Consider the following 25410-nt stretch of genomic DNA (forward strand, 5'->3'; position numbering starts at 1 on the left):
ATTTTTTTAATCCTTTCATTATATAATTTAGTCCAGGCTCAGCAGTCTCGATAAAATCGGCGGAATCTCCAGCGGATCGACGATGATCTCGATGACGGTAGGCATAGAGGACTTCAATGCCGCGGATACCGCCTCGCGGATGTCATCCGTTGTACGGCAGCAGATGCCGTCCGCTCCCAGAGAGCGGGCGAATTGGGTGGCGTCGAGCGGCTTCTCATAGATCGCGCCGATGCTACGGCCCGTGTTGTAGGACATGCCTTTATCGACCATATCCAGGCGCCCGTTATTCAGAATAACGAACAGCGTCGGAATCCGGTGATTTACCGCCGTAGCAATTTCGGTGCCATGCATCATGGCGCAGCCGTCTCCGGTTAAGCAGACCATTTTGAGGTCGGGACGGGCGGCCTGCGCGCCGATGGCATAGCCGATAGCATGGCCCATAGCGCCGAATACATCGTCGAAAATAAACGTCCCCGGCTCATAAATATCGTAATGCCGGATCGCATAAAAGGTGTGGCTGCCGTCATCGCCGAACAGGATGGCGTCTGCAGGCAGCGAGGCCCGCAAAGCTTTTACCGCCTCAACGGCGGACAACACGCCGCTGCCGGCTGACGGATTCGCCGGTTCCGTCACAAGCTCCAGGCTCGCCGCGGCTTCATAGTGCCGGCCTTGGGCGCCCGCCAGCTCGATCAGCTGCCGCAAATTGGCTTTGGCGTCGCCCAGAATGGCGCATGTCGGCACCGGAATCGCTTTGCCGATAAAGGTTAGCTCATAGTCGAAATGAATGACCTTCTCCGGCATCATGTCCGGCGTAAAGCCCGACAAGGTCATATCGCTCAGCTTGCTTCCGACGACAATCATCAGGTCTACGCCTGATTTCAGGTAAGCTTCCGCTTGCTTCGTGCCCCCGAGCCCGAAATTACCGAGGCAAAGCGGATGGCGGGTAGGGAAAGCGCCTTTGCCGCCCGGAGTCGTAATGACGGGAATGTTCCAATGCTCCGCAAGCACGCGCACTTCCTTGTAAGCCTGGGAAGAAAGCACGCCTTTGCCCAGGAACAGAACCGGCCGTTTGGCCTCGTTCAGCAATGGAATGGCCTCGGCCGCATTCGGAGATACGGCCTGGGGGATATGCTTCGGCAGATCGAGCTCGAACGGTTCGATCTGAGCCGTGAGGATGTCGAAAGGGATGCACAGATGCACAGGGCCGCGAATGCCGGTTACCGCCCGCTCTACGGCATGCTTTAAGTAAAGCGGCAGCAAATCGGCCCGGTCGACCCGAGCGCTGAACAGTGTTACAGGCTCGAACATTTTCACGAGGTCCGTGCCAAATAAGCTGGAGTCTTGCCCCATTGCTTTTCCTGAATCCAGTGCCGAAGGCTGTCCTGTAATAATAAGAGTCGGGACGTGATATGCCTTGGCTTGTCCTGCCGCTGTCAGCAGGTTCGTGCCTCCCGGACCCGAGGTACCGATAGCTACGCCCATCGTACGGTTCGCCAGCGCGTAACCGCCGGCAGCGAAGCCGGCTCCGGATTCATGACGGGTCAAGACAAATTCAACCTCTTCGCTGTCCAGATCGAGCATCAGCGGAGAGATTGATTTTCCAGGGATGCCGAACACATGCTGGACGCCCCATTTTTTTATATTGGCGGCAAGCACCTGAGATACTCTTTTCATAGCTTCCATTCATCTCCAACTTCTATGATATGCTGTGTTTCAAAAATTTTTGTTCCAGCTCGTCTGCCGAAAGCGGCGGACTATAATAGTAGCCTTGGATTTCGTCGCAATGCTGTTCCTTCAGGAAAGCAACCTGTTCCGGTGTTTCTGCCCCTTCTGCAATAACCTTCAAGCCTAAATGATGCGCCATGGAAATAATGACGCCTACGATCCGCGCATCGCTTTCGTCAGTGGTGATATCCCGGACGAAAGAGCGGTCGATTTTTAACCGGTGAATCGAAAACTTTTTCAAATAATTCAATGAACTGTAGCCGGTACCGAAGTCGTCGATACTGATCTGAACGCCCAGCCGGCTGAGATCATCCAGAATGACGCTGGCTCTCTCGACATCCATGGTCATGGTTTCGGTAATTTCCAGCTCCAGGCAGTCCGGATCGAGGCCGGTTTCTTGCAGCACCTCCGCCACCGTAAGGTTGAGGCTCTGCTTTTGGAATTGGGCCGTGGACAGATTGACGGCGATACGGATCTTCGGATAGCCCGCATCCTGCCAAAGCTTGTTCTGCCGGCACGCCTGCTTCAAGGCCCACTCGCCGATCGGAACGATAAGTCCCGTCTCCTCCGCCAAAGGAATAAATTCCCCGGGAAATACAAGCCGGTTTCTCGTCGGCTGCCAGCGGATCAACGCCTCGACACCAACGATTTGTCCTGTATGCAGGTCAATTTGCGGCTGATAATGAAGCACCCATTCCTGCCGCTCCACCGCCTTGCGAAGCGCATTTTCCAAGGCCAGCTTCTCATGGGAAGACTGATTCATCGACGGAGCGTACAGCACGTAGTTGTTTTTCCCTGTTTCCTTGGCTTTATAGAGAGCCGTATCCGCATGAATCATCAGCGTTTCTGCATCTAACCCGTCCGCGGGGAAGAAGGAGATACCGATGCTGGCCGAGATATGAAAATCGTGGCCCTGGATACGGAAATTGCGCTTCAGCTTCTGAATAATCGCATCGGCGATGCTGACTGCAGCTTCGGGATCCGAGGCGTTGGGGAGGATAATTGTAAATTCGTCTCCACCCATTCGGGCCAGTGTGCTTCCAGACTTGAGGCAGCTTTTGAGCCGCTTGGATACTTCATACAACAGGTTGTCGCCGTTCTGGTGGCCGAGCATGTCGTTGACCATTTTAAACCGGTCGAGGTCGATATAAAGGATGGCGAACGAATGATTGTTCTGCTTGGCCGACTCGAGCATTTCGTTAAGCTGCTTGTAAAAAAGCCGCCGGTTCGGCAAGTCCGTCAAGTCGTCATGGTACGCCAGATGGTTGTATTTTTCCTCGGCGTTATACAGCGGCGTGACGTCCCGAAACTGTCCGAATGCGCCGATAATTTGATAATGCTCATCATAAATAGGAAGTGCATCGAACAAGCAGACAACCTTGGACGAGGCGTTGGGTCTTTCAAAAATGAGCTGAATATTTTCATATTTGCTGCCTTTTTCAATTACGTCGCAAATATACTGGCCCATCGGCTTGAACTGGCGCACCGCCTGCTCAAAGACAAGCTCCTTCTTTAATCCGGTCAGCTGCTCGGCAATATCGTTGAACTCTATGATATCCCCGGCCTTGTCCGTCATTATGATTCCGCTACGGGTCGAGTTGATCATAATCTGATTGAGCACGTTGAGCTTTTGATTCTGCTTGATAAGCAGCAGCTCCCGCTCGATTGAATCTACCGCCATCGAAAGCAGCGTCAGATAGGAAGGATCTGCCATCTCGATGGAGGTCATGATGGAAATTGTGCCCAGCAGATCGTTCATGTCAGTATAGTGAAAAGGGACGGAATAGCATGCGCTGTCAAAGAGGTAGCGGTGATAGTGGTCTTGCCCGATCAGCTCTATCGGAATGCGCTCCGAAAGCGCGAGATTAATGACGTTCGTGCCGCACGACTCTTCGGTGAAGCGCACTCCGTTGCGGATGCCCAGCTGGGAAATGGTTTGCTTTATCGTTTCGTCGCCGTCCATCTCGAGCACGACGCCGTTTTCATCCGAAATCACGATGAGAATGGGGTTTCCCTTGAGAGAATCCAGCAATTTTTTGACAAAAAAACGAACGACATTCAGCACGCTTTCGTATTCAGCAAACTTGCGCTTCAGCTCCAATGGGGACAAAATTTCGTCAAACCCGGGGATCGTGTCGGGATCCAGCTGGTATTCCGCCGATTTCCGCTTCGATTCCTGTATATATTGCGGTTTGGTTAGCGTCATGTGGGACCTCGTTTCCTCTCTTCCTTCTTCTTATAGTGTGTAATTCGTTTCTGTAATGAAAAATTCCTTCTTCCCTTCAAATAAAATCGACAAGGTTCTTTTCTGTTCGCTTTCTTTTGCCGTTTCGCCTTGTACAGAGGCACATAAAATCCTACCGTTGGTGAACAATAACCGTGCATAACGGGTCAAAGGGTGAGATGAATTGAAATGGAAGCTGGTCATGGCCGTCTTTATCAGCTTAGTTTGCATGGGATATAGCTTGTCCGGTCATATCCTTGCAGCGGCAGCCCCTTCGTCCATCCCGCTTGAAGCGCTGCGCGAAGAAGGGGTTTATATTGAAATTAATAAACGAACGAATTATCTTTCCGTCATTGTCAACGGAAGAGTGATGTACGGCTTTCCCGTCGCTACAGGAAGACGTACGGACCTAACCCCGGTAGGGGAGTTTCACATTGTAACCAAGATCGTCAAGCCATGGTATGTCCGCAAGCAAATTCCCGGGGGTTCTCCCAAAAATCCGCTCGGCAGCCGCTGGCTCGGCTTAAGCGTTCCTGGAACGGGCGGATACACGTACGGAATCCATGGGACGAACCGGCCTTACTCGATCGGCAGCCATGCTTCGTCGGGCTGCGTCCGGATGCACAACCGGGACATTGAATGGCTATACCGCCATATTCCTCTGGGGACGAAAGTGATTATTAAAGAAAAATAAGCACGGGCGTATAAAATGGAAAGCAGCGGACATACTAGAATCAGCGGTGAAACGAGAGAGGTGTGGTTCCGTTGAACGATTCAACGAAACATTCCGGGAACATTGAGTTAGACTCCAGATAGAAGCGGAGGGATGTGCCAAAGACACGTTAGCGTAGTACACGTACTGCAAGATGTGACGAGGTTTCTGACCTAGCTTTTGGAAGGGATCGAGGCAAGTGTACCAACATCAATTCACCGCGGAAAGGGACTCCGAAAGGGGTCCTTTTTTTGCATATCAGCGTACTATATCAAATAGTTTTTTAGATATTTTGAGCAACCTAAACACACCTATGTCTTTGGATTTCCAAAAAAAGTTAGCAACTGACAGGAAAACGATAGACAGAACCGACTTTTCTCGAATTTGAAGGAAATAGCCTCGTGTTTCAATCCTGCGATGCAATCTGGCTGAGTGCAGAATATACGCTAACGTACAATGCGCATTTACAGGACGAGGTGGATAAGGCTAATCTCCGAGGTCCGTATGGCCTCCTGAATTTAATCCGATCTCTCCTCAATCCCAGAAAGAACGGCTCTGTTGTTTTTCGTTACGATCTAAGCAGCTTGATGAGAAGCGGTAATAAAACAGTTGTACTTTAATTTCTTATTTATCTCCGTGGTGACCTGGTATTTCGTGCTTTGGGATGCAAACGGAACTTGATCCCGCAGCATGGCAAACGCGATTTTGAGCATTTTATTTCCCATCGCAAGGAAGATGGCGCGTTCATGCTTTCCGCGGCTTTTTAGCCGCTCATAGAACGTCTTTAAGTCCTGGTTATGAAGGCAAAGGTTACGACCAGCAAGAAACACCACATAACGAAGATGGTTGTTTCCTTGCTTGGAGATATGACGGTAAGAGCCTTTGCTACCGCCCGTCTGCTTGATGATGGGATTCGTGCCTGCTTTCTTAATCAATTGACCTGCATGAGTGAAATGCGACAGGTTTCCCATTTCAGCATAGAGCTCTGCGGATGTCGAGACACCAAGACCCGGTACGGTCAGGAGAAGTCTGCCATCGGTTTGAAGCAGCAAGCCTTCAATTTCCTGCTCAAGCCTATCGATTTTGGCGTCGAAAGCGTGAAGGTCGTGCAGCTTCATTTTGAGCAGCATAAGCTCAGGACGGAGTTCTTCTGTATTCCGTGATAAAGATTGCTCAGCAACGAACAGAAGCTTGTGTATAGCTGTGTTGCGCAGCTTCAGATTATGCCTTATGGATAACTCGCGAAGGCCCATCTCACCTAATTTCAGGATCATGGACGGGTGTGGATAATGCTCCATAAAGAAGAGCGAAGCCTTGCCCCAAAAGTCGCTGAAGACTTTAATTTTACGTGCCTTGCCTTGACTGTGGTCGGCATAGCATTGGAATTCACGCCAGATGATGTCCATGAGAGTCCGGATTTCTACACGCAATATGGAGCGTTTGCGAATCTCGAAGCGTCTGGCTCTTGTAAGTACCCGTAGGTGTCGTTGGATGCCCTCCAGCAGACGAGTTTCCGTGGCGTTGTTGTTTTTAATCGCATGAGCAATGGCGACCAGGTCGAGATCATCGGTCTTGCACCAGTTCAGCGCGCTAGCCCTCTCCTCAAAGGTAGAGTACGGATTAAAGATTTGTACCAGATCCCCTCGCTTGGTCATTTCACGAACCACATCTTCGTAATAATGTCCAGTAGCCTCAACGCCAAGAAAGATACGCTGTGCCTGAATGGTTGTAACAGCAAGATCAATTTTTTGACACAAGAGCTTCATACCCGATTCACTAACAGAGAAGAAAAAGGGTCTTTCAATCACGTCACCGAAAAAATTGCATATGAGGGCTTTTTGGTGTAGTTTAGCGGCATCAATGGCGACGATAAGGACTTGTTCAAGATTAACCCCTCGTAGCTGTTGACTAAACTTTGTACCCTTGATACCTTGAATATGTGAGGATTTCCCATGTGACTCCAACCTCCTGTGGTGGGATAGGTATAGATTGAAGTTCCCTGTCAGGTGCTTCTTTCTTCGGTAGTCGCTGGGAATTTCCTCTTTTTGTGTTGATTATATTACACGCCAGAATTTATAAATTTTCGGGGTCCCCGCAAAGTACCTGAGTCCGCTTCGAAGCCTGCGCCCCACTTTGTGGGGCGCAGGCTGTCGAGAAACCCGCCTTTAAGTGAAAAAGGAGCACAGACGCAGGTGGGGTATACAAGCTTACGAAGCTCGTTTTTCTACGAAAAACGCTTAGTTTACGTCCGCCTTTGAAATCCGTGAAAATACCTTTAAATTTAATCCAATTCACGGGTTTCAACAGCGGCTGGAGGAGGATACCCCACCGGAGTATCGCACAAATTCTGGGTTTCTAGACAAGCTCAGCCCCACTTTGTGGGGCTGTTTTTCGTCTGTCCAGGGAAGAAAACAGAATCTTTTTCCCCTATTGGTTCAACTTACATATTTCACAGTTTTTTTACATTTCAATCATAGTTTCATCATGAATGTGCGCTAAGTTGATGATATGCTGGAGCATCGGCTTTTTTCATGCATCCGGAACCGTTGACTTTGAAGAAGCATTCAAGGTGTCTCCTCGATGGGAGCATTTCCCGGTGATGGATGGGCGGATAAGAATTCGTGGAGGGGTATGGGCAAAATGATCAGGTGGATTCAGAATGTATCCAAAAAGTGGGTAGTTGCGGCTGTAGCGATTATTGCCATCGTAGCGGTTGTCGGCGCGACCGTATGGAATGGAGCGGGGCTTAAGCCGAGCCAAGGCGCTCAGCAGCCCGGAGGGCAAAGAGGCGGAGCGGGAGCACGGCAGTTCCCGGTGGAGACCCAGGTCGTCAAGATGTCGGAAGTGACCGGAGGACAAGTATTTACCGGGTCCATCACGCCGATCTATACAACGAATATTTCTTCCAAAATTTCCGGTAGAGTGACGGAGCTGATGGTGAAAGCCGGCGACCGTGTCCAGGTAGGACAACCCCTCGCCAGAATCGATACAACCTCCTTGCAGCAGCAAATCGCGCAGACTGAGAACTCGGTGGCCGTGACGGAAGCGCAGGTTCAGAAAACAATTAACGATCAGGCCAACAGCGTCGCTACAGCGGAGAAAACCCTTTCCGTTCAGCAGGCCAACCTGAATAAAGCAGTCACTGACCAGCAGAATGCGGTTGCTGCCGCCAAGCAGCAGGTAGAGATTTCCCAGGCGAATTATAACAAGGCGCTCAACGATCAGCAGAACGCCATTGCCGCGGCCAAGCAGCAGGTGGCCATTTCGCAGCAAAACTTGAACAATGCTCAGGTTGCCTACAACACCAATCTGACCAATGCGCAAAATACCCTGAACGCCCAGCAAGACAGCGTACAAACCTCGCAGGTCAGCTCCAACAATTCGCTGGAGTCGCTGCAGCTGAAGCTGGAGCAGGCCATTATCAATTATAACAATGTGAAGCAATCGACCGAGAGACAGACGGATATCGATGCGGCGCTGCAAAAGCTGCAGCAGGCGCAGCTGGATCTGGATCAGGCGCAGCAGACAACGCCGAACGCACTGATTTCGGCCAACAGCTCGCTGTTGAAAGCACAGGCGGATCTGATCGCCGCGCAAAATTCACAGACGGTACAGATAGCTCAAGAAACATTAAATAAAGATACGATCACTCTCGCCAACGCGCAAAATACGCTCGCCGTCATATTGGATGCGAACCAGAAATCGCTGGAGAAGGACCAAATGTCCTATACCAATGCGCAGGCCTCCCAGGATTTGGCGTTGAATGTGTCCAAAGCTCAGCTGGCGCAATCGGAGCAGGCGCTGCAGAGCGCCAAATCGACCGATGCGATAACCGTCGGCAATGCGCAGCTGCAGCAGGCGCAGACCAATCTGAGGCTGTTAAACGAACAGCTGCAGGATGGGGAGCTGTTATCTCCCGTTGAAGGAGTCGTAACGGCAATCAATACGCCGGTAGGCCAGAATGCGGGAGCGAACGCGAACATTATCTCCGTGGCGGCTCTGAACCCGACGCAGGCGACGGTCAACGTCTCCGAGGCGAACATCGGCAAGATCAAGCTAGGCATGGAAATGAAGGTTACCGTTCCTACCTTGAATAAAACGTTCGACGGCACGGTGTATACGATTCGTCCTACCATGGACTCGGTGACCAAAGCCTACGGTGTGGACATCAAGGTCAATGATCCGAACGGCGAGCTTCTGCCGGGTATGTTTGCGACCTCCAGTCTGAAGAGCGAGGGCCGCAAAGCTCTTATGGTGCCCGCCGATGCGGTGCTGAGCCAGCCAAGCGGCAACTCGGTATTCGTCGTATCCGAAGGCAAGGCGAAGAAGGTTACCGTCAAGGTAGGTACATTGACAAGCGCTCAGTTTGAAATTACAAGCGGTTTGAAGGAAGGCGACGAAATTGTCGTCAAAGGCCAGGAGCTTCTGTCTGATAAAGCGTCGGTACAGGTCATTCAGCCGAACCAGCAGGGCGGTCAAAAGGGCGGCCAAGGCGCTCAGAAGCAGGGCGCAGGCGGTCAGCAGGGCGGACAGCGACAAGGCGGGGGCGAGAAGCCGAAGGCAGACAAGGCCGCAGGCGATAAGCCCGCGACGGAGAAGCCGCAGGGTGAGAAAGCCACGGAAGAACGTCCGAAAGGGGAAGGCGGCGCCAATCCTAACGGCGGAAGCGCCGGTCAAAGCGGGAGAGCAGGTGGCACGCAGTGAATTTAGCGAATTTCTCGGTCAATCGCCCCGTTACCATCTTAATGATTATGATCGCCTTAACGATCCTGGGCTCTATCGCGGCTCCGCTGCTGCCGGTGGATTTATACCCGAACATGGAGATTCCGACAGCGACGGTCCAAACGAGCTGGGCGGGCGCTTCTCCGGCTCAGGTGGAAACGCAGGTGACCAAACGGGTGGAGGCCGCGGTGGCGACAATCGCCAACGTGCAGTCGGTCAATTCGACTTCGCGAACCGGCTCCAGTATCGTAACGGTGCAGTTTAACTTCGGTACCGATATCGAGGATGCGACTCTCACGATGCGGGACAAGCTGGACCGCGTGCGAAGGCAGCTGCCGACGGATGCGGATGCGCCGGTCGTGTCGAAGGCGAACCCGAACAGCCAGCCGATTATGAGCTTGTCCTTGTACGGGAACAGCGTTGACCTGGCGACGCTGCGCGATTTGGCCGACAATATCGTCAGCCCCGCCGTCCAGCGGGTGGACGGAGTTGCGTCCGTCGGGGTATCGGGCGGCCGGGTGAGACAGATTCAGCTGCTGCTCGATCAGACGAAGCTGAACCAGTACGGCCTGACCTTCAGCCAGGTCACCTCCGCGCTGAGCAACGACAACCAGTCTATGGATGCGGGCTTGGTGTACAAGGGCGACCAGCTGATTCCTCTGACGATTGAAGGCGAATTCAAGTCGGTATCCGATATTGATAAAGTACGGGTGACGCTCGGCAGAGGCCAGTCCATTGCCATCGGGGAGCTGGGCCAGCTGATCGATACGTATCAGGATATTACGTTCGACTCCCGCCGCAACGGAGAGCAGAGCGTCGGCATTTCGGTGCTCAAGCAGTCCGACGGCAATACAGTGGCGGTAGCCGACGGGATCCGCAAGGAGATTGCGGAAATTCAGAGCAAGCTGCCGGAAGGCGCCAAGCTTGCCGTGCTCAATGATACATCCAAGTATATCAGCAACTCCATCAATACCGTAATAGAGCATACGCTGCTTGGAGCCGTTTTCTCTATCATCATTCTGATGCTGTTCTTAAACAGTATCCGCGCCACGCTGATCATCGGGGTCGTTATTCCGATTTCGGTTGTCAGTACGTTCAGTATGATGTATTTCTCCCATCAGACGATCAACACCATTACATTGGGAGGTCTCGCGCTCGGTCTGGGCTCGCTCGTAGACTTCGCGGTCGTCGTACTGGAGAGCATTTTCCGTAAAAAAGAAGAAGGCTTGTCGCCGGTCGAGGCGGCCAAGCAGGGAACGGCCGAGGTCGGAACCGCCGTGCTGGCGTCCGCCCTGGCCCAGATCGCGGTATTTGCGCCGACCCTGTTCATCAACGGCATGATTAAAAACTTCTTCGTGCCGATGGCGCTGACGGTCAGCTTCTCGCATATCGCGGCTTTGTTCGCGGCGATTACGCTCGTACCGATGCTGGCGGCCAAAATCTTGAAGAAGCATCACGACGAATCGCTGCCTGAAGGCCGCTCCTATAATCCGGCGGTCTGGTTCGGCAGAGGGATGAACCGGTTGACCAACGGTTACTCGTTCCTGCTTAAATGGTCTTTGGGACATCGTTGGACGATCGTGTTCATCACGGTGCTTATGCTGGGCGGCAGCGTTTTTTTAACGAAGTTCGTCGGCTCGGAATTGATGCCCAAGACGGATGAAGGCCAGTTGAATATTAACATCAGCTTGGCACAGGGAACGAAGTTTGAAATTACGAACGCACTTGCAAGCAAGATTGAAAGCCAAATTAAAGATCTGCCCGATATTGATACGATATTTACTAATGTGGGCAGCAACGGCGGCGGCGCCTTCCAGAGCGCTTCGACCAACTCCGCCAGCATATCGGTCACGCTGAAGCCGATCGGGGAACGCAAGCAAACAACCGAACAGGTTGTGGAGCAAATCCGTAATTTGACTCAGGGCAACCCGGGAGCGCAAATTTCCGTGAACAGCCGGTCTTCGGTCCGTCTGCCGGGCTTGGGCGGCGGAGGCGGCGGGGCGGACATCCAGGTTAACCTGAACGGTCCCGACCAGGCGGTGCTGGGCAAGCTGGGCGATATGGTCGCCGAGGAGCTGCGCGGGATTCCGACGCTCCGCAACGTTCAAAACACGCAGGAACGCAGTATTCCTGACTTTACGATGACGATCGACCGCGATGCAGCTACCTATTACGGTATCTCCGTGCGCGAGGTCATGACTTCCCTACGTACGGCCTACCAAGGGGCCGCTGCAACGAATCTGAAGTCAGGAGATACGCAAATTTCCATTTTGGTTAAGTACCCAACGGAGTTTACGAACAACCTGGAAAATCTGAACCAAATCGTTCTGACGACGAGCTCCGGCGCGCAGGTTCCGCTCAATGCGATTGCCAAAGTGGAACCGAGCTCCAGCCCCGCTCAGATCCGGCATATCAATCAGCAGCGTCTGACTACGGTGCAGGCTTTCGTTAACGGAGCGCCTGTCGGGGATGTAGCCAAGGTTGTCCAGGAAAGGCTGGATACAATTCAACCGCCGGACGGCTACTCGATTACGCTCGGGTCCCAGGCGGATTCGAACAGTACGTTCAAGAGCCTGTATATTATGCTGGGGCTTTCTCTCGTCCTGGTATACATGGTTATGGCGAGCCAGTTCGAGTCGCTGTACGGTCCGTTTATTATCATGTTTTCGATGCCGCCGACCTTTATCGGGGCGATTCTCGGTCTATTCCTCACGCACCGTACCATTAACATGAACTCGGTTATGGGGATGATTATGCTGGTCGGGGTTGTGGTGAATAATGCTATCGTTCTGATCGACTATACGAATCAGCTGAGAAAACGGGGGTATACCCTTTACGATGCCCTGGTCGAAGCGGGCCGCATTCGTCTTCGCCCGATTCTAATGACCACGGCGACAACCGTTCTGGCGATGCTGCCGCTCGTCATCGGTTTTGGCGAAGGCGCGGAGGCTCAGGCCTCCATGGCGACTGTCGTTGCTTTCGGCTTGACCTTATCAACGATGGTTACACTGCTGCTCGTTCCTGTCGTGTATATGCTGATGGATGGATTCGTGGAAATAGTGAAAAGCAAGTGGAAGCGTCCGTCTCCTCCGGCTCTGCCTGCGAACCATTCCAGCCGGTAATATCGACATAACAATTGGAGGAGAGGGATAGAGAATGCTTCAACGCAAAAGCAACTCAACACGTAAACGCCGGCTGGGCCCCTTATTTGCCCTGCTGCTGGCGGTTCAAGTATTCATGACGCTTGGAACGGCCTGGGCGGAGGAGCAGCCGTCACAAGAGAAGGAGGCTTCCTCTCCGGCGGCCGCTTCCGTTCCAGGTCTGGGCATCGTTCAAATTACGGGAGGCTTGGGACATACCGTCGCTTTGAAAAGCGACGGTTCCGTCTGGACGTGGGGCGACAGCCAGCACGGTAAGCTGGGTACAGGACCGAATGCGTTCCGCTATGCGCCGACGCAGGTGGGCGCGTTGTTCGACATAACTTCCATCGCGGCCGGACTGAACCATACGCTTGCCCTGCGCAAGGACGGTACGGTGTGGGCGTGGGGACAAAACAACAGCGGCCAGCTGGGTGACGGCACACAGACGGACCGTCCGGAGCCCTTCGAGATTGAAGGCTTGAACAATATTGTTGCCATCGCAGCTGGAAATAACTACTCGGCTGCGCTGAAGCGGGACGGCACGATCGTAACGTGGGGCGACAATTCCAAGGGACAGCTTGGCAACAGCACGTATGACAACAAGCTATCTCCTTCGCAGCTGACCTATCCGACGAATGCGATCGCCATAGCGGCAGGCGGAAATCATATGCTGGCGCTGCTGAGCGATAACACAGTTCTAGCCTGGGGCGACAATACGTACGGCCAGGTAGGCAATGCGGAAACGCAAAGCAAAACCAATCGCCCAACCATTGTAAACTTCACTTATGATACGGTCGCTTTAGCAGCCGGAGCCAATTTTTCGGCGATTCTCAAAAAAGACGGACAGGTGTGGACATGGGGATACAATATTTCCGGCCAGCTCGGGAACGGCAATAATACGGATCGTAATTCAGTCAATACGGTCGTGGGCGCGGACGATGTGGTCAGTATGGTTGCAGGAAACTCTCATATGATCGTTCTTCACAAGGACGGCAAGGTAAGCGGCTGGGGCCTGAATAACTATGGCCAGCTGGGTACCGGCGACTATGAGAACAGCGATCATAACGTTCCGGTGGAAGGCTTGAAGGATGTGGCGGTGATCGGAACCGGCAGCTTTAATTGTATGGCGGTCAAGAGCGACGGCACGCTCTGGTCCTGGGGGAACAGCACGCTGGGGCAGTTGGGCGACGGAAGCGCCGTCAGCCGGATTTTGCCGGTCTCGTGCCCCGGTTCAATATGATTGTACAGCCGCCCAAAGGAGGCAGCTTCAGCAATGAGCCGAGCTCGAACAGAATCGCTGCTGGGGACAGCTTTACCGTCGTAAGAAAGCTGAACCGGCTGTGGACCTGGGGAGAAAACACGTACGGCGAGCTTGGCACCGGAACCGTTGGCGGCAAAAATACGCCTGCGGAAACCGCTCCGGGTGCAGGCGAAGTCACGGCTGTGGAGGCCGGAAGCCACGATGCGTTCGTGCTTAAACCGGACGGCACCGTTTGGAGCTGGGGACTTAATCTAAACGGACAGCTGGCCGATGGAACCAGCGATAACCGGAATGCCCCCGCTGCGGCGCCGCTGCTCAAGGATGTGGCCGCCATCGCTGCAGGTAATGCATTTACTCTTGCTTTGAAGAAAGACGGCACCGTCTGGGGGATCGGCGACAATACCTTCGGACAATTGGCCGATAACACCGCTTCGCCGAGAACCACACCGGTTCAAATTTCCGGGTTGTTCCGGATTAAGGCAATCGCGGCAGGGTATAATCATGCGCTTGCGCTGGCGGAGGACGGAACGCTGTGGGCATGGGGGGATAACAGCAACGGCCAGCTCGGAGACGGTTCTACGATGCTGCGCAGAGCTGTTGTTCCGATCGAGGGGCTCAAGGATGTCCAGGCGATCGCGGCGGGCCGCAATCACTCCCTTGCCCTGAAATCCGACGGTACGGTCTGGACCTGGGGTTACAACGGTTTCGGCCAGCTGGGTGACGGCACGACGACGAATAAGTCGCAGCCGGTTCCGGTCGCCGGACTTACCGGCGTTGCTTCGATTGCCGCAGGGAGCTACCATTCGCTGGCCGTTAAAACAAACGGCACCGTCTGGGCTTGGGGCCAAGGCACCTTCGGCCAGCTTGGCGACGGAGGCACCGAGAACCGGTCCCAGGCCGTTCAGGCCAAAGGCATTCTCGGCGCCGCAGAAGCCGCCGGAGGCAGCTATCATTCCGCCGCTATTTCGGCGGACGGTACCGTTTGGACATGGGGCTCCAACATGTCCGGCCAGCTCGGGGACGGTACGTACAAGAACCGTACCTTCCCTGAGGCAGTGACCGGCTTCGTCAGCGCGTTCCGCGACACGGCCGGTCACTGGGCGGAGGCGGCGATAGCCTCCGCTGTGGAAAAAGGCTATGCCGACGGGTACCCGGACGGCACGTTCAAGCCCGACGGCACGCTGACCCGTGCCGAGTTCGCCAAGCTTACCGCCTCGGCGCTCAAGCTGCCCGATACGGCAGCTCAGGCTGCAAGCGGCAGCGCTTGGTATCAGCCCTACGCCGATGCGCTGACCAAGGCCGGGTACTACGGCCCGAAGGAGACGCAGGGTGCATGGGACGAGCCGATTACGCGCGCAGAGCTGGCGCGTATCGCAGCGAAGGTAACGACCCAAGAGCTGCAGGGAGCGAATACGGCGATGACGGACGACTTCGCCATGCTGACGGCCGTGAAGAAAGGGATTTTGCAGGGGCTGCGTAACGGCGAGCTTGCTCCGGCTGAATCCTCAACCCGGGCCCAGGCAGTTACCATCATCGAAAGAATGCTCTCCGTACGCGCCGGCGTGGCTCTGCCGGTCGATACCTTGGCGCTGACGCATGCGCAACAGCCTTAAATGCGCTCGCTAGCCTGCGAGAAGCAGATGTCCAGCAGGCGCTTCCGCGGATAACCCGAAATTCCTTGGGCATAACTGGGCATTTGCATATGCCGATTCGCCCGGGATGGCATAACCTACAGCATGGTTAACTATGCGGGAGGGAGCGGGCACAAATGCTTAAGGACAGCTCGGCATTGCTGATATTGGTACTATTTATTTTGCTGATGCTCTTGCTCATGCTGCTTGGATGAGCGGTATGGCAAGAGCGGGTCTGGCTATAGAATACAAGTTTTTCATGAATACAGCCTTGTGGAGGCCGGAGACGGCAAACACAAGGCTGTTTGTATTTTATTGGCTGCCGCTCGCTGAGAATCATTATGTAAAAGCGAACCTTCCCGGAGAAAGGTTCGCCTTGTTTCAATTTAGAAGCCTTTGTATTGAGGCTCTTCATTTTCCAATTGCTGCACGCGGCTGCTTACTTGGTCGCAGATTTGCTGCGTTTGTTTAGCCGCATTTTCAAACAATTGTTTTGCTTCCTGGTTTTGTGTGCTCAAAGCGAAAGTCTCCAGGCTGGCTTGTGCGCTTTTCAAAGAGGCCAGGGTTGTTTTGACGCTGGATGCTACAGTCATGTGTGTCACCTCCCTTACGTGGTTTGCAGATAGTAATGTGCTCTATAATCTCCATAATCATAACTGGTAGCGGCTGGGAATTAATTGGGAAAAGTTTAATAAGCGGACATTTTATAACGACTTGGCATTTGGCAAATAATTTAATCGCAAGGCAAATATCAGGGACAACATGAAGGGAGATGCGGGAATGGATTGGCTTCAAATTGCGCTGAAATCGCTTGGCGCCATTGTCATGCTGTTTATTCTGACGAGAATTCTGGGGAAGAAGCAAATTTCACAGCTGACCTTTTTTGAATATATAACCGGAATTACCTTGGGAGAGCTTGCGGGTTTTATTTCGACGGATCTGGAGAACCATTACATGCACGGCGTCACGGCGCTGCTCGTCTGGTTCTGTGTTCCTCTGCTGGTTGAGCTTGTTACTTTGAAGAGCAAGACGCTGCGCCAGTGGTTCGAAGGAAAAGGAACGATTCTGATCGAGAAAGGCAAGGTTCTTGAAAAAAATTTGAAGAAAGAAAGATACACGGCAGACGAGCTGTTGGAGCAGCTGCGTACGAAGAGCGTGTTCAACATGGCCGATGTCGAGTTTGCCGTATTGGAAGCAAGCGGCGAGCTTAGCGTTCTGCTCAAGAAAGAGAATCAGCCCCTGACGCCCAAGCATTTGGGAATCAAGGTAGCGCCGGAGAGGGAAACGCAGGCTGTCATCATCGACGGAAATTATATGGACGAGCCGCTGTCGACGGCGGGCTTCAACCGTGAATGGCTGGATACCGAGCTGGAGAAGATAGGCGTAATCAAGGACAATGTTTTCATCGGGCAGGTAGATTCTTACGGCCAGCTGTATGTGGACTTGTATGATGATATTCTTCAGGTTCCTCCCAATACGGAGAAGCCTTTATTATATGCCACGCTGAAAAAATGCGAGGCTGATTTGATGCTGTACGGGCTGTCGACTCAGGACGAGCAGGCCCTGGACCATGTATCAGCAAGGAGCCGAGCAGATGCGCGGTATTTTGCAGCAAGTGATGCCTCTGTTGAAACGATAATTCGAAAGGAAGGGTGCTCATGGCCACAAAAGCGAAGCAAAAAATGACATGGACGCAGCAGGAATACCACACCTTAGCCAAGAAAAAGGAGCCGGCCCGACCGGTAGTCAAGAACTGCTTGAGAGCCTTTGTGGCCGGAGGCATTATTTGCACGATCGGTCAAGCGCTTATGGAGCTGTTTATCCGCATGTTCGGCTTTTCGGAGAAGACCGCAGGCAATCCGACCGTTGCGATCCTGATTCTGCTTTCGGTCATTTTAACCAGCTTTGGAGTTTATGATAAAATCGCCCAATGGGCAGGGGCAGGCTCGGCCGTTCCAGTGACCGGCTTCGCAAACTCTCTCTGCTCTGCGGCTTTGGAGCATAAGAGCGAAGGCTATGTGCTGGGTGTCGGCGGAAATATGTTTAAATTGGCCGGTTCGGTCATTGTATTCGGTACGGTAGCGGCGTTTTTCGTCGGTATAGTCCATTTACTCTTTGGAACGGGGAGGTAATCCGCATGCTGCAGGGGCATCAAAGCTGGAACTTTAGCAAACGCCCGGTGATTCAGTCGACCGCAACCGTTGTCGGCCCTGACGAAGGGAAGGGCCCTTTGGTACATGATTTTGATCTGGTGCACGGCGATATGCTGCTGGAGCAGGACAGCTGGGAGAAGGCCGAGCGCAAGCTACTGGAGGAGTCCGCCAAGCTGGCTATCGACAAAGCCGGCCTGACCAAGGAACAGATCCAGTTTTACGTCGGTGGCGATTTGATGAACCAAATTATTAGCAATACCTTTGCCGCGAGAACGCTGACCATTCCTTATATCGGCATTTTCGGCGCCTGTTCCACATCCATGGAAGGTCTTGCTCTGGGCTCGCTCATCATGAGCTCGGGGTATGCCAAGCATGTGCTGGTAGGCACGTGCAGTCATAACTGCACGACGGAGAAGCAGTTCCGTTACCCGACAGAGTACGGCTCGCAGAAGCCGCCCACGGCCCAATATACCGTGACGGGTGCGGGGACTGCTGTGCTGGGCACCTCGGGAGACGGGCCTGTCGTGACCGGGGCAACGATCGGAAGAGTGGTCGATATGGGGATCAAGGACCCGTTCAATATGGGAGCGGCAATGGCTCCTGCGGCGGTCGACACCATTCAAGCCCACTTCCGGGATTTTCACCGGGAGCCGGGCTACTATGATTTGATTTTAACCGGGGATTTGGCGAAGGTCGGCTATGACATCGCCTGTGAAATGCTCGAAAAGCATCAGGTGCCGATGCATCAGACCCAGTATTACGATTGCGGCTTAATGGTTTATGACGTTGAGAACCAGCCTGTCATGGCCGGCGGCAGCGGCTGCGGCTGCTCGGCCGTCGTGACCTACGGTCACATTATGAAGAAGCTTCGCAAGAAGGAATTGAAACGGGTGCTTATCGTGGCTACCGGCGCGCTGCTGTCACCCTTGTCTTTTCAGCAGGGGGAGAGCATTCCGTGCATCGCTCATGCCGTAGCAATCGAGAGTGGAGGTTGAAGATCGATGGAAATATTTATGCAGTTTGTTTGGGCTTTCGTAATTGGAGGGGCTATCTGCGTCGTCGGGCAGCTTATGATGGATGTGATGAAGCTGACGCCGGCGCATACGATGAGCACGCTCGTCGTTGCGGGAGCGATCATTGACGGCATTTTTATCGGGGACAAAAGCTTGTACGACCGCTTCATCGAATTCGCGGGAGCCGGTGCGACCGTTCCTATTACCAGCTTCGGCAATTCCTTGGTGCACGGGGCGCTGGAGGAACTGGATAAGAACGGGCCGATCGGGATTTTGACGGGGATTTTCAAAATAACGAGCGCGGGCGTATCCGCGGCTGTCATTTTTTCATTCCTTGCGGCCCTGGTTGCAAGACCGCGAGGATAATCCGCTGACCCGATGCCCTCAGCCTTAAGGCGTATGCTGCCTTAAGGCTTTTTCGCTGCCGGGAAGCTGTGAAAAGTGGTACAAATCAGCCATAATGTGTAATTTTACAAACAATTTTAGCAGGATTACACGTATACGGCCTTTTTTGAATCCTGTAAAATAGAATGAGGCGTACTTTAACCATTGCAGCAGGCCTATTCTAACCCCAAGGAGGATCAGGAGCATGGAGGCTATACTAAGAGAAGACATTCAAATACTAAAGCGTATTCAGGCAAATTTGGAATCTTGTATCCTCGGTAAATTCGACGAAATTAAGCTTCTCCTGACAGCAATGCTTGCAGGAGGGCATGTCCTGCTCGAGGATGTTCCCGGAACAGGTAAAACGGTGCTGATTAAATCCTTGGCCCGGTCGATCGAAGGCCAGTTTCGCCGTATCCAATGTAATCCTGATTTACTGCCTACGGATATTACCGGGGTTTCGATATACCATCCGAAGGATGAGGTGTTTATTTTTCGGGCAGGCCCCATTATGACGAATATACTGCTTGCGGACGAAATTAACCGGGCGACCACGAAAACCCAGTCCGCACTGCTTGAGGCGATGGAAGAGCGGCATATTACGGTGGATGGTCAGACGTATCCGCTGCCGCAGCCGTTTTTGCTGCTGGCGACGCAAAACCCGATCGATTTTGAAGGGACGTATATGCTGCCGGAGGCGCAGCTGGACCGCTTTATGATGAAGTTCAGCCTGGGCTATCCGGACGAGGATACCGAAATGAAAATGATTTTGTCGCAGAGTGTCGTGCATCCGATCGAGCTCCTCGAGCCAGTTGCTGATGCGGAGCAAATTCTCGGCATTCAGCAACGGGTAAAGCAGGTGCATATGGATGACGCGGTAGCAGGCTATCTCGTCTCCATAGCAAGGCAGACCCGGGAGCACCCGTCGATTTTCCTGGGGGCCAGCCCGCGGGCCACGCTGTCTCTGGTGCAGGCGGCCAAAGCGTATGCGCTGCTCCAGGAGAGAGATTATGTGATCCCCGACGATATCAAGTTTCTGGCGCCTTACGTGCTAGGACACCGGATCCTGCTTCACGCGGAAGCGCGTATGGACGGAGCCACGGTACAGTCGGTCCTTCAATCGGTATTCCAGCAGGTTAGGGTGCCGGTTCGGATGGAGAGATGAGTATGATGAGGGAACCGTTCATTCAGAAACTTGTTGAACGTCCCCGCATGAGCCGGCCGTTCTGGGCGGTACTGGCCAGCTTTCTCGGCAGTCTCGGTTATCTGCTGTTTCAAGGCGGCAAGCTTGCGCTCATGCTTTTTGTTATTATGCTCCTGCTGAGCGTGTATTTACTCCTGGGCCAATGGAGCGGGATCAAGCGCACGCAGGGAGCCAGATCTTTAAACAACATCGAACACGGCGGAACGCTGGAAGCCGGCAGCTCGCTCGGCGTCAGCATCCAGCTGCAAATTCCCGGCTTTTGGCCTATGCCTTATATTTTTGTCAAAGACCGGCTGTATCATAAAAACGGCAGCGAGCTCGAATTCGAAACGACGATCGTGCCGGATTGGCGCCGCCGCGGGATATGGGAATACAGGACGCCTGCGCTGCGCAGAGGCTCCTACGCCTTCGGCAGTACGGATTGCGTGACTGAGGATATTTTCGGACTTTTCGAGCACAGCGGAACGCTGACGCTGCCTCACAGTATTGTGGTGCTTCCGAAAACGGTGGCGATCAGGGAATGGCAGCAATTTCATCAAATGATGAAAGGGACGAACCACCATTCCACGACCACACGGGCCGTGAGGGAGACGACGCAGATCAACGGCGTCCGCGAGTATATTTACGGGGATCGGCTCTCGAGAATTCACTGGAATGCAACCGCGAAGACCGGAACGTGGAAATCGAAGGAATTCGAGCGTGAATCGCTGCCCAAAACGTACCTGGTGCTCGACCGCTATAATAAAGCCTACGAGGACGATCTGGAACAGTTCGAGCTGGCGGTATCCGTAGCCGCCTCGCTGTTCCAATACGGGGTGAGCCGAAGCCTTGCGCTGGGCTTGGTTTCGACCGGCTCGGATGATGTGTACTACGAGCCGAGACCGGGGCAGAATCAGCATAAAGCGGTTCAGCAGCATTTTATTCATGTGGAGGCTGACGGGAACTACGCATTGAAGCAGGTGCTGCGAGAAAAGATGCAGAATCTTGTGCCGGGCAGCTTTGTGGCGCTGATCACCCCCCAATACGGGGAAGGCATGCTGCAAATATTCAGATGGCTGAAGCAGCTGCAGTTGAACCCCTGCCATATCTGGCTGACAGCTGATTCCGAGAGCGACGAACGCTGGCTCAAGCAGCTGCGCTCGCTCGGTATATCCGGCTATGCCGTTCATTCTCTTCAGGAGCTTCCTGTCGTACTGGGGGGAGAAGCGGATGAATGAACCCGTTACGTGGTGGCGGCAGTTCTTTTTCTCGAATTGGACGCACCGGCTTACCGTCCTGCTGGCAGGACTGCTTCTTCTTCAATTCGTGTTCTGGATTGCAAAGGAAGACGGGGTCTGGCTCCCGGAGACCGTCCGGATTGTCGAGCTGACCCTGCTTGCAACCTTCATCCTCGAACATATCCCGCGCCTTCATTGGCTGTTCCGCGGCCTGCTTCAACTGGCCGTCCTTATCATTATCAATACCCTCGTGCTGGAATCATTTGATGTGATTCAACCGATCCGGCTTGCCAGCTTTTTCAGCTCCAGATTATTTCTGAACTTGTATGAGCTGACGCCTTACTTATGGTTCAGCTTGGGAGCATGGGTCGTTTATCTGAGTGTGATTTGGTGGGTTGAGGTCAAATGGAGGGTATACGCCCTCATGATTTTGAGCGTGCTCGCCATGTGCATTCGCGACTCGTTCTCCAGCGTCTATCTCTGGCCGCAGGTAGCCATGTCGGTAGGCTGCGGATTGTTCCTGCTCATCTTGTGCCACTTTCAGAGCCTCAGGAAAAAAGACCCTGCGGCCTGGGGTCATCTGGCCGATTATCCGACTTCCATCGCCGTTCCCGTCATCGCACTAATCTGCCTGACGGTTACGATCGGTACGGTGATGCCGGAAGTAGGGCCAATATTGACGGATCCTTATACCGCGTGGCGCACCTACCGTGGCGAGCCGGTTAATTTTACGACCGGCAAAGGAATTGAGGTCGCTCCGGTCGTGTCCAATGCGGATACGTCGTCGGGGTACAGCCGTAATGATGCCGCGCTCGGCAGCGGCTTCGAGTTCGATTACACCCCTGTGATGACGGTCGATACGACCCACCGAAGCTATTGGCGCGGAGAAACGCGCTCCTTATACAGCGGCAAAGGGTGGGATTTGAGCGACAGCGATAAACGGGCCGGCGTCTCCGCCGTGCGTGCCGATAATCTGCTGGCGAACGACCCGCGCTCTGCGGGAAGCAAGATGAGAACCGTTGAAGTGAAGCAGACGGTGACGCTGCTTAACGAAGAGCCGTATCCCGTCCTGTTCGGGGCGTTCAACGTGCAGAAGGTGACGGATTTGAACGGCGTCAAAACGGGCTTTGAGGGGCTGCAGTGGGTGCCCATGCAAGGGGAGCTGCGCTACAATGCGCAGCGGCAGCCATACCCGAAAACGTACACCGTCATTTCCCAAATGCCCGTCATTGATGAGGAAGGACTGCGCAAAGCGACGGAACCGGTCAACCGTTCCGAATTCGCCGAGTACTTGCAGCTGCCGGACAATCTGCCGGCAAGGGTCAGACAGCTGGCTAACGACGTCACCAAAGACGCGGTGAATCCATACGACAAGGCGAAAAAGATTGAGGAATATTTGCGTACAACCTTTCCTTATTCGAATAAGCCGGACTTAAGCAAAGGCCGCAGCCGCGATTTCGTCGATCGTTTTTTATTTGAAATCAAGGAAGGCTACTGCGACTACTTCTCTTCCGCGATGGCTGTCATGTCCCGCTCGATCGGCCTGCCTACCCGGTGGGTCAAAGGATACGCGTCGGGCTTGAGCGCGGTCTCCCAGGAGGAAATGTTCGGCTTTATGAGCGATGAGGCAGGTTTGGTCGATCCGGATGCGGCAGGAGTCTATACCGTCCGCAATGCGGACGCGCATTCCTGGGTGGAAGTCTACTTCAGCGGCTGGGGCTGGGTTCCGTTCGAGCCGACCGCAGGGTTTGCACTGCCGCAGGTTTCCATTCCGGAGGAGCTCCAAACGGAGCCTGCAGCCGTACCTGAGACTATGGAAACGGTGGAGGAACCGGCCGATTTGTCCAATCATGTGCATTGGGTCAGACTCACCGGCATCGGACTGCTGCTTGCTGCCCTGGCTGCCTTTCTGGTATGGAAGTTTCAGATCATTGAGGTCCTCCACGAACGGCTGGAACGCCGCCGCGCTTCCCTGCTGAAGCAGAAGGTGATCGTCGAATGCGAGCGGCTGCTGCGGATTTGCAGGCGTAACGGCTATGAACGTCAGGAGCATGAAACGCTTCGTGAAGCGATGCGCCGGTGGACGAAGCAGAGCAAGTGGATGAAGGCGGACCTGGATCAAATTCTGGCCATTTTCGAGAAGGCCAAGTACAGCAAGGCGGAAATAACGGAAGAGGATTGGCAGCAGGCTTCCGAGCTTATTGAAAAGCTGCGTTCCCAGTTCTAGCTTGCGTGCTCCGTAAAATCAATGTGAAAAACGCCGAACCGAAAAGGCGAGGCCACTGAAAAAGTCCATTAATGAAAAGGTACAGACTCTCAATATTTTGAGGGCGCTGTGCCTTTTTTCTTGTATACTTTAAAGTAATACGTCGGAAGGGTGAAGACCATGTTCCAGCCTCAACTTTCTTTTGCATTAAGCCCATACACTGCGCTATATGACCTCATCGTGCCGAAAGACCACATGCTACGCCAGATAAATGAGCTGGTTGACTTCTCCTTCGTCTACGACGAATTGAAAGCTAACTACTGTTTGGACAACGGCCGTAACGCCATCGATCCGTTGCGGATGTTTAAATATCTGCTTCTGAAAGCTATTTTCGAGGTGTCGGACGTGGATCTGGTCGAGCGCTCCCGGTACGATATGTCTTTTAAATACTTCCTTCAGATGGCTCCGGAAGAAGCCGTCATCGACCCGAGCTCCCTTACGAAGTTCCGCAAGTTGCGGTTAAAAAACATGGATCTGCTGGATCTGCTCATCGGCAAGACAGTTGAACTAGCTACTGCGCAAGGGATTTTAACGAGCACCTCCATCATCGTGGACGCGACGCATACAAAAGCCCGTTATAACCAGAAATCACCGTGGGAGATTTTACAGGACCGTTCCCGCAAATTGCGAAAAGCCATCTACTCTATCGACGAATCGCTGAAGGGGAAGCTACCTGCCAAGAACGCCGTGGATACGCTCGAGGCCGAGATCGACTATTGCCAGAAGCTCATTGAGGTTACCGAAACCGGGCTTGGTATCGCCCAACTGCCTAAGATTACAGAACCGTTGAATCTGCTAAAAGAGACCGTCGAGGATGACATAGAACAACTGCGCATCTCGCAAGATCAGGATGCGCGCGTCGGCCACAAGAGTGCAGATTCCTCGTTTTTTGGCTATAAGACGCATATTGCCATGAGTGAGGAACGAATCATTACGGCGGCAATTGTAACGACCGGAGAGAAGAACGATGGCAAGCAGTTGCAATCGCTCATCGAGAAAAGCAAGGCTGCGGGCATGGATGTAAAGACGGTAATTGGCGATATGGCCTATTCGGAAAAAGAAAACATCGCATACAGCAAGGAAAATCAGATTGAACTCGTCTCCCGGCTTAACCCACAAATCACCCAGGGTATGCGCAAAAAGGAAGATGAATTCGAATTCAATAAAGATGCAGGCATGTATGTATGCAAGGCAGGCCATATGGCGATTCGGAAAGCGCGGACAGGAAAAAAGGGAATCAGCAAAAACCAAAAGGACACTTACTATTTCGATGTGGAGCTATGCAAACGATGCCCCTTCAAAGAAGGATGCTACAAGGAGGGCTCTAAAAGTAAAACGTACTCGGTGAGCATTAAATCCGGGGAGCACGCCGAGCAGATGGCATTCCAGGAAACGGAGTATTTCAAAGAGAAGGCGAAAGAACGGTACAAGATCGAGGCCAAAAACAGCGAACTTAAGCACCGGCACGGGTACGACGTAGCCACGTCCTCGGGTCTGTTAGGCATGCAGATACAAGGAGCTATGGCCATATTCGCAGTAAACTTAAAGCGGATATTGAAACTGGCTGACTAAAAAATAGCGTAAAGCCCTATGAAAAATGCGGTACCCTCCGAGAAAATCGGAACAGGTGCCGCATTTTTTTCGCCTAACGCCTGGACTCACCGAAAAAACGTAAGTTCTTCAGTGGCCTCCGAAAAGGCAGCCGGCGTTTTTCTTGTTGCTGTGCGCAGGCGCGGGAAGGAAGCAGTCCCCTTGTGC

General features: G+C 53.3%; 16 protein-coding genes and 1 pseudogene. 13 read left to right on the forward strand and 4 right to left on the reverse strand.

Annotation, left to right across the window (positions count from 1 at the left end):
* Window positions 1–27 precede the first annotated feature (27 nt).
* Together ACHHV8_RS08705 and ACHHV8_RS08710 are read right to left on the reverse strand one after the other, a co-directional pair.
* Window positions 28–1674: a thiamine pyrophosphate-binding protein gene (locus ACHHV8_RS08705; protein ID WP_395157923.1), complete on the reverse strand. Its 1647-nt coding sequence runs from the start codon at window positions 1672–1674 to the stop codon at window positions 28–30.
* A 22-nt stretch (window positions 1675–1696) separates the two neighbouring features.
* Window positions 1697–3931, reverse strand: coding sequence for an EAL domain-containing protein (locus tag ACHHV8_RS08710; protein WP_395157924.1), 2235 nt, complete (start codon window positions 3929–3931; stop codon window positions 1697–1699).
* 202 nt (window positions 3932–4133) lie between these two features.
* Between ACHHV8_RS08710 and ACHHV8_RS08715 the strand changes: the two genes are divergently transcribed.
* Window positions 4134–4643: a L,D-transpeptidase gene (locus ACHHV8_RS08715; protein ID WP_395157925.1), complete on the forward strand. Its 510-nt coding sequence runs from the start codon at window positions 4134–4136 to the stop codon at window positions 4641–4643.
* A 593-nt stretch (window positions 4644–5236) separates the two neighbouring features.
* Here ACHHV8_RS08715 and ACHHV8_RS08720 read toward each other — a convergent pair.
* On the reverse strand, window positions 5237–6625 hold the full coding sequence (locus ACHHV8_RS08720; protein ID WP_395157926.1) for an IS110 family RNA-guided transposase: 1389 nt from the start codon (window positions 6623–6625) through the stop codon (window positions 5237–5239).
* 676 nt (window positions 6626–7301) lie between these two features.
* On the opposite strand from ACHHV8_RS08720, the gene ACHHV8_RS08725 reads away from it, so the two are divergent.
* The 4 genes from ACHHV8_RS08725 to ACHHV8_RS08740 are packed head-to-tail and all read left to right on the forward strand — an operon-like array spanning window position 7302 to window position 15397.
* Window positions 7302–9365 carry an efflux RND transporter periplasmic adaptor subunit gene (locus ACHHV8_RS08725; protein ID WP_395157927.1) on the forward strand — a complete coding sequence of 688 codons (2064 nt, stop codon included), beginning with the start codon at window positions 7302–7304 and terminating at the stop codon, window positions 9363–9365.
* The gene (locus ACHHV8_RS08730) at window positions 9362–12505 is read left to right on the forward strand and encodes an efflux RND transporter permease subunit (protein ID WP_395157928.1); all 3144 of its coding nucleotides are present in this window, start codon (window positions 9362–9364) and stop codon (window positions 12503–12505) included. Before ACHHV8_RS08725 ends, ACHHV8_RS08730 begins: the two co-directional genes overlap by 4 nt.
* Window positions 12506–12539: 34 nt before the next feature.
* Window positions 12540–13763: an RCC1 domain-containing protein gene (locus ACHHV8_RS08735; protein ID WP_395157929.1), complete on the forward strand. Its 1224-nt coding sequence runs from the start codon at window positions 12540–12542 to the stop codon at window positions 13761–13763.
* Entirely contained in the window at window positions 13745–15397 is a 1653-nt protein-coding gene (locus tag ACHHV8_RS08740) for an RCC1 domain-containing protein (protein WP_395157930.1), read from the forward strand. Before ACHHV8_RS08735 ends, ACHHV8_RS08740 begins: the two co-directional genes overlap by 19 nt.
* Before the next feature lie 404 nt (window positions 15398–15801).
* Here ACHHV8_RS08740 and ACHHV8_RS08745 read toward each other — a convergent pair whose 3' ends face one another.
* Window positions 15802–16008 carry a DUF1657 domain-containing protein gene (locus ACHHV8_RS08745; protein WP_395157931.1) on the reverse strand — a complete coding sequence of 69 codons (207 nt, stop codon included), beginning with the start codon at window positions 16006–16008 and terminating at the stop codon, window positions 15802–15804.
* A 187-nt stretch (window positions 16009–16195) separates the two neighbouring features.
* Between ACHHV8_RS08745 and ACHHV8_RS08750 the strand changes: the two are divergent.
* From ACHHV8_RS08750 to ACHHV8_RS08785, 8 genes and pseudogenes are all read left to right on the forward strand, one after another.
* Window positions 16196–17054: pseudogene (locus ACHHV8_RS08750) on the forward strand (DUF421 domain-containing protein).
* Between the two features lie 19 nt (window positions 17055–17073).
* A complete protein-coding gene (gene spoVAC, locus ACHHV8_RS08755) occupies window positions 17074–17547 on the forward strand; it encodes a stage V sporulation protein AC (RefSeq protein WP_395157932.1) in 474 nt (157 codons plus the stop codon).
* Window positions 17548–17552: 5 nt separating this feature from the next.
* The gene (spoVAD, locus tag ACHHV8_RS08760; RefSeq protein ID WP_395157933.1) at window positions 17553–18563 is read left to right on the forward strand and encodes a stage V sporulation protein AD; all 1011 of its coding nucleotides are present in this window, start codon (window positions 17553–17555) and stop codon (window positions 18561–18563) included.
* Between the two features lie 18 nt (window positions 18564–18581).
* A complete protein-coding gene (spoVAE, locus tag ACHHV8_RS08765; protein WP_395163457.1) occupies window positions 18582–18947 on the forward strand; it encodes a stage V sporulation protein AE in 366 nt (121 codons plus the stop codon).
* A gap of 223 nt (window positions 18948–19170) precedes the next feature.
* On the forward strand, window positions 19171–20130 hold the full coding sequence (locus ACHHV8_RS08770) for an AAA family ATPase (RefSeq protein WP_395157934.1): 960 nt from the start codon (window positions 19171–19173) through the stop codon (window positions 20128–20130).
* A 2-nt stretch (window positions 20131–20132) separates the two neighbouring features.
* Window positions 20133–21386, forward strand: coding sequence for a DUF58 domain-containing protein (locus tag ACHHV8_RS08775; RefSeq protein ID WP_395157935.1), 1254 nt, complete (start codon window positions 20133–20135; stop codon window positions 21384–21386).
* Window positions 21379–23613: a transglutaminase TgpA family protein gene (locus tag ACHHV8_RS08780; RefSeq protein ID WP_395157936.1), complete on the forward strand. Its 2235-nt coding sequence runs from the start codon at window positions 21379–21381 to the stop codon at window positions 23611–23613. Before ACHHV8_RS08775 ends, ACHHV8_RS08780 begins: the two co-directional genes overlap by 8 nt.
* Before the next feature lie 159 nt (window positions 23614–23772).
* Window positions 23773–25224: an IS1182 family transposase gene (locus ACHHV8_RS08785; RefSeq protein WP_395157937.1), complete on the forward strand. Its 1452-nt coding sequence runs from the start codon at window positions 23773–23775 to the stop codon at window positions 25222–25224.
* Window positions 25225–25410: the final 186 nt, after the last annotated feature.

It is taken from the genome of Paenibacillus sp. TAB_01 (assembly GCF_043945595.1).
In the GTDB taxonomy this organism is placed as follows: Bacteria; Bacillota; Bacilli; order Paenibacillales; family NBRC-103111; genus Paenibacillus_S.

What these genes read in the sequence shown, in the direction of transcription:
- ACHHV8_RS08770 (WP_395157934.1), top strand. Translation starts at nt 19,171, where the DNA reads ATGGAGGCTATACTAAGAGAAGACATTCAAATACTAAAGCGTATTCAG.
- spoVAE (WP_395163457.1), top strand. Translation starts at nt 18,582, where the DNA reads ATGCAGTTTGTTTGGGCTTTCGTAATTGGAGGGGCTATCTGCGTCGTC.
- spoVAD (WP_395157933.1), top strand. Translation starts at nt 17,553, where the DNA reads ATGCTGCAGGGGCATCAAAGCTGGAACTTTAGCAAACGCCCGGTGATT.
- ACHHV8_RS08710 (WP_395157924.1), bottom strand. Translation starts at nt 3,931, where the DNA reads ATGACGCTAACCAAACCGCAATATATACAGGAATCGAAGCGGAAATCG.
- ACHHV8_RS08780 (WP_395157936.1), top strand. Translation starts at nt 21,379, where the DNA reads ATGAATGAACCCGTTACGTGGTGGCGGCAGTTCTTTTTCTCGAATTGG.
- ACHHV8_RS08775 (WP_395157935.1), top strand. Translation starts at nt 20,133, where the DNA reads ATGATGAGGGAACCGTTCATTCAGAAACTTGTTGAACGTCCCCGCATG.
- ACHHV8_RS08785 (WP_395157937.1), top strand. Translation starts at nt 23,773, where the DNA reads ATGTTCCAGCCTCAACTTTCTTTTGCATTAAGCCCATACACTGCGCTA.
- ACHHV8_RS08735 (WP_395157929.1), top strand. Translation starts at nt 12,540, where the DNA reads ATGCTTCAACGCAAAAGCAACTCAACACGTAAACGCCGGCTGGGCCCC.
- ACHHV8_RS08705 (WP_395157923.1), bottom strand. Translation starts at nt 1,674, where the DNA reads ATGAAAAGAGTATCTCAGGTGCTTGCCGCCAATATAAAAAAATGGGGC.
- ACHHV8_RS08745 (WP_395157931.1), bottom strand. Translation starts at nt 16,008, where the DNA reads ATGACTGTAGCATCCAGCGTCAAAACAACCCTGGCCTCTTTGAAAAGC.
- spoVAC (WP_395157932.1), top strand. Translation starts at nt 17,074, where the DNA reads ATGGCCACAAAAGCGAAGCAAAAAATGACATGGACGCAGCAGGAATAC.
- ACHHV8_RS08725 (WP_395157927.1), top strand. Translation starts at nt 7,302, where the DNA reads ATGATCAGGTGGATTCAGAATGTATCCAAAAAGTGGGTAGTTGCGGCT.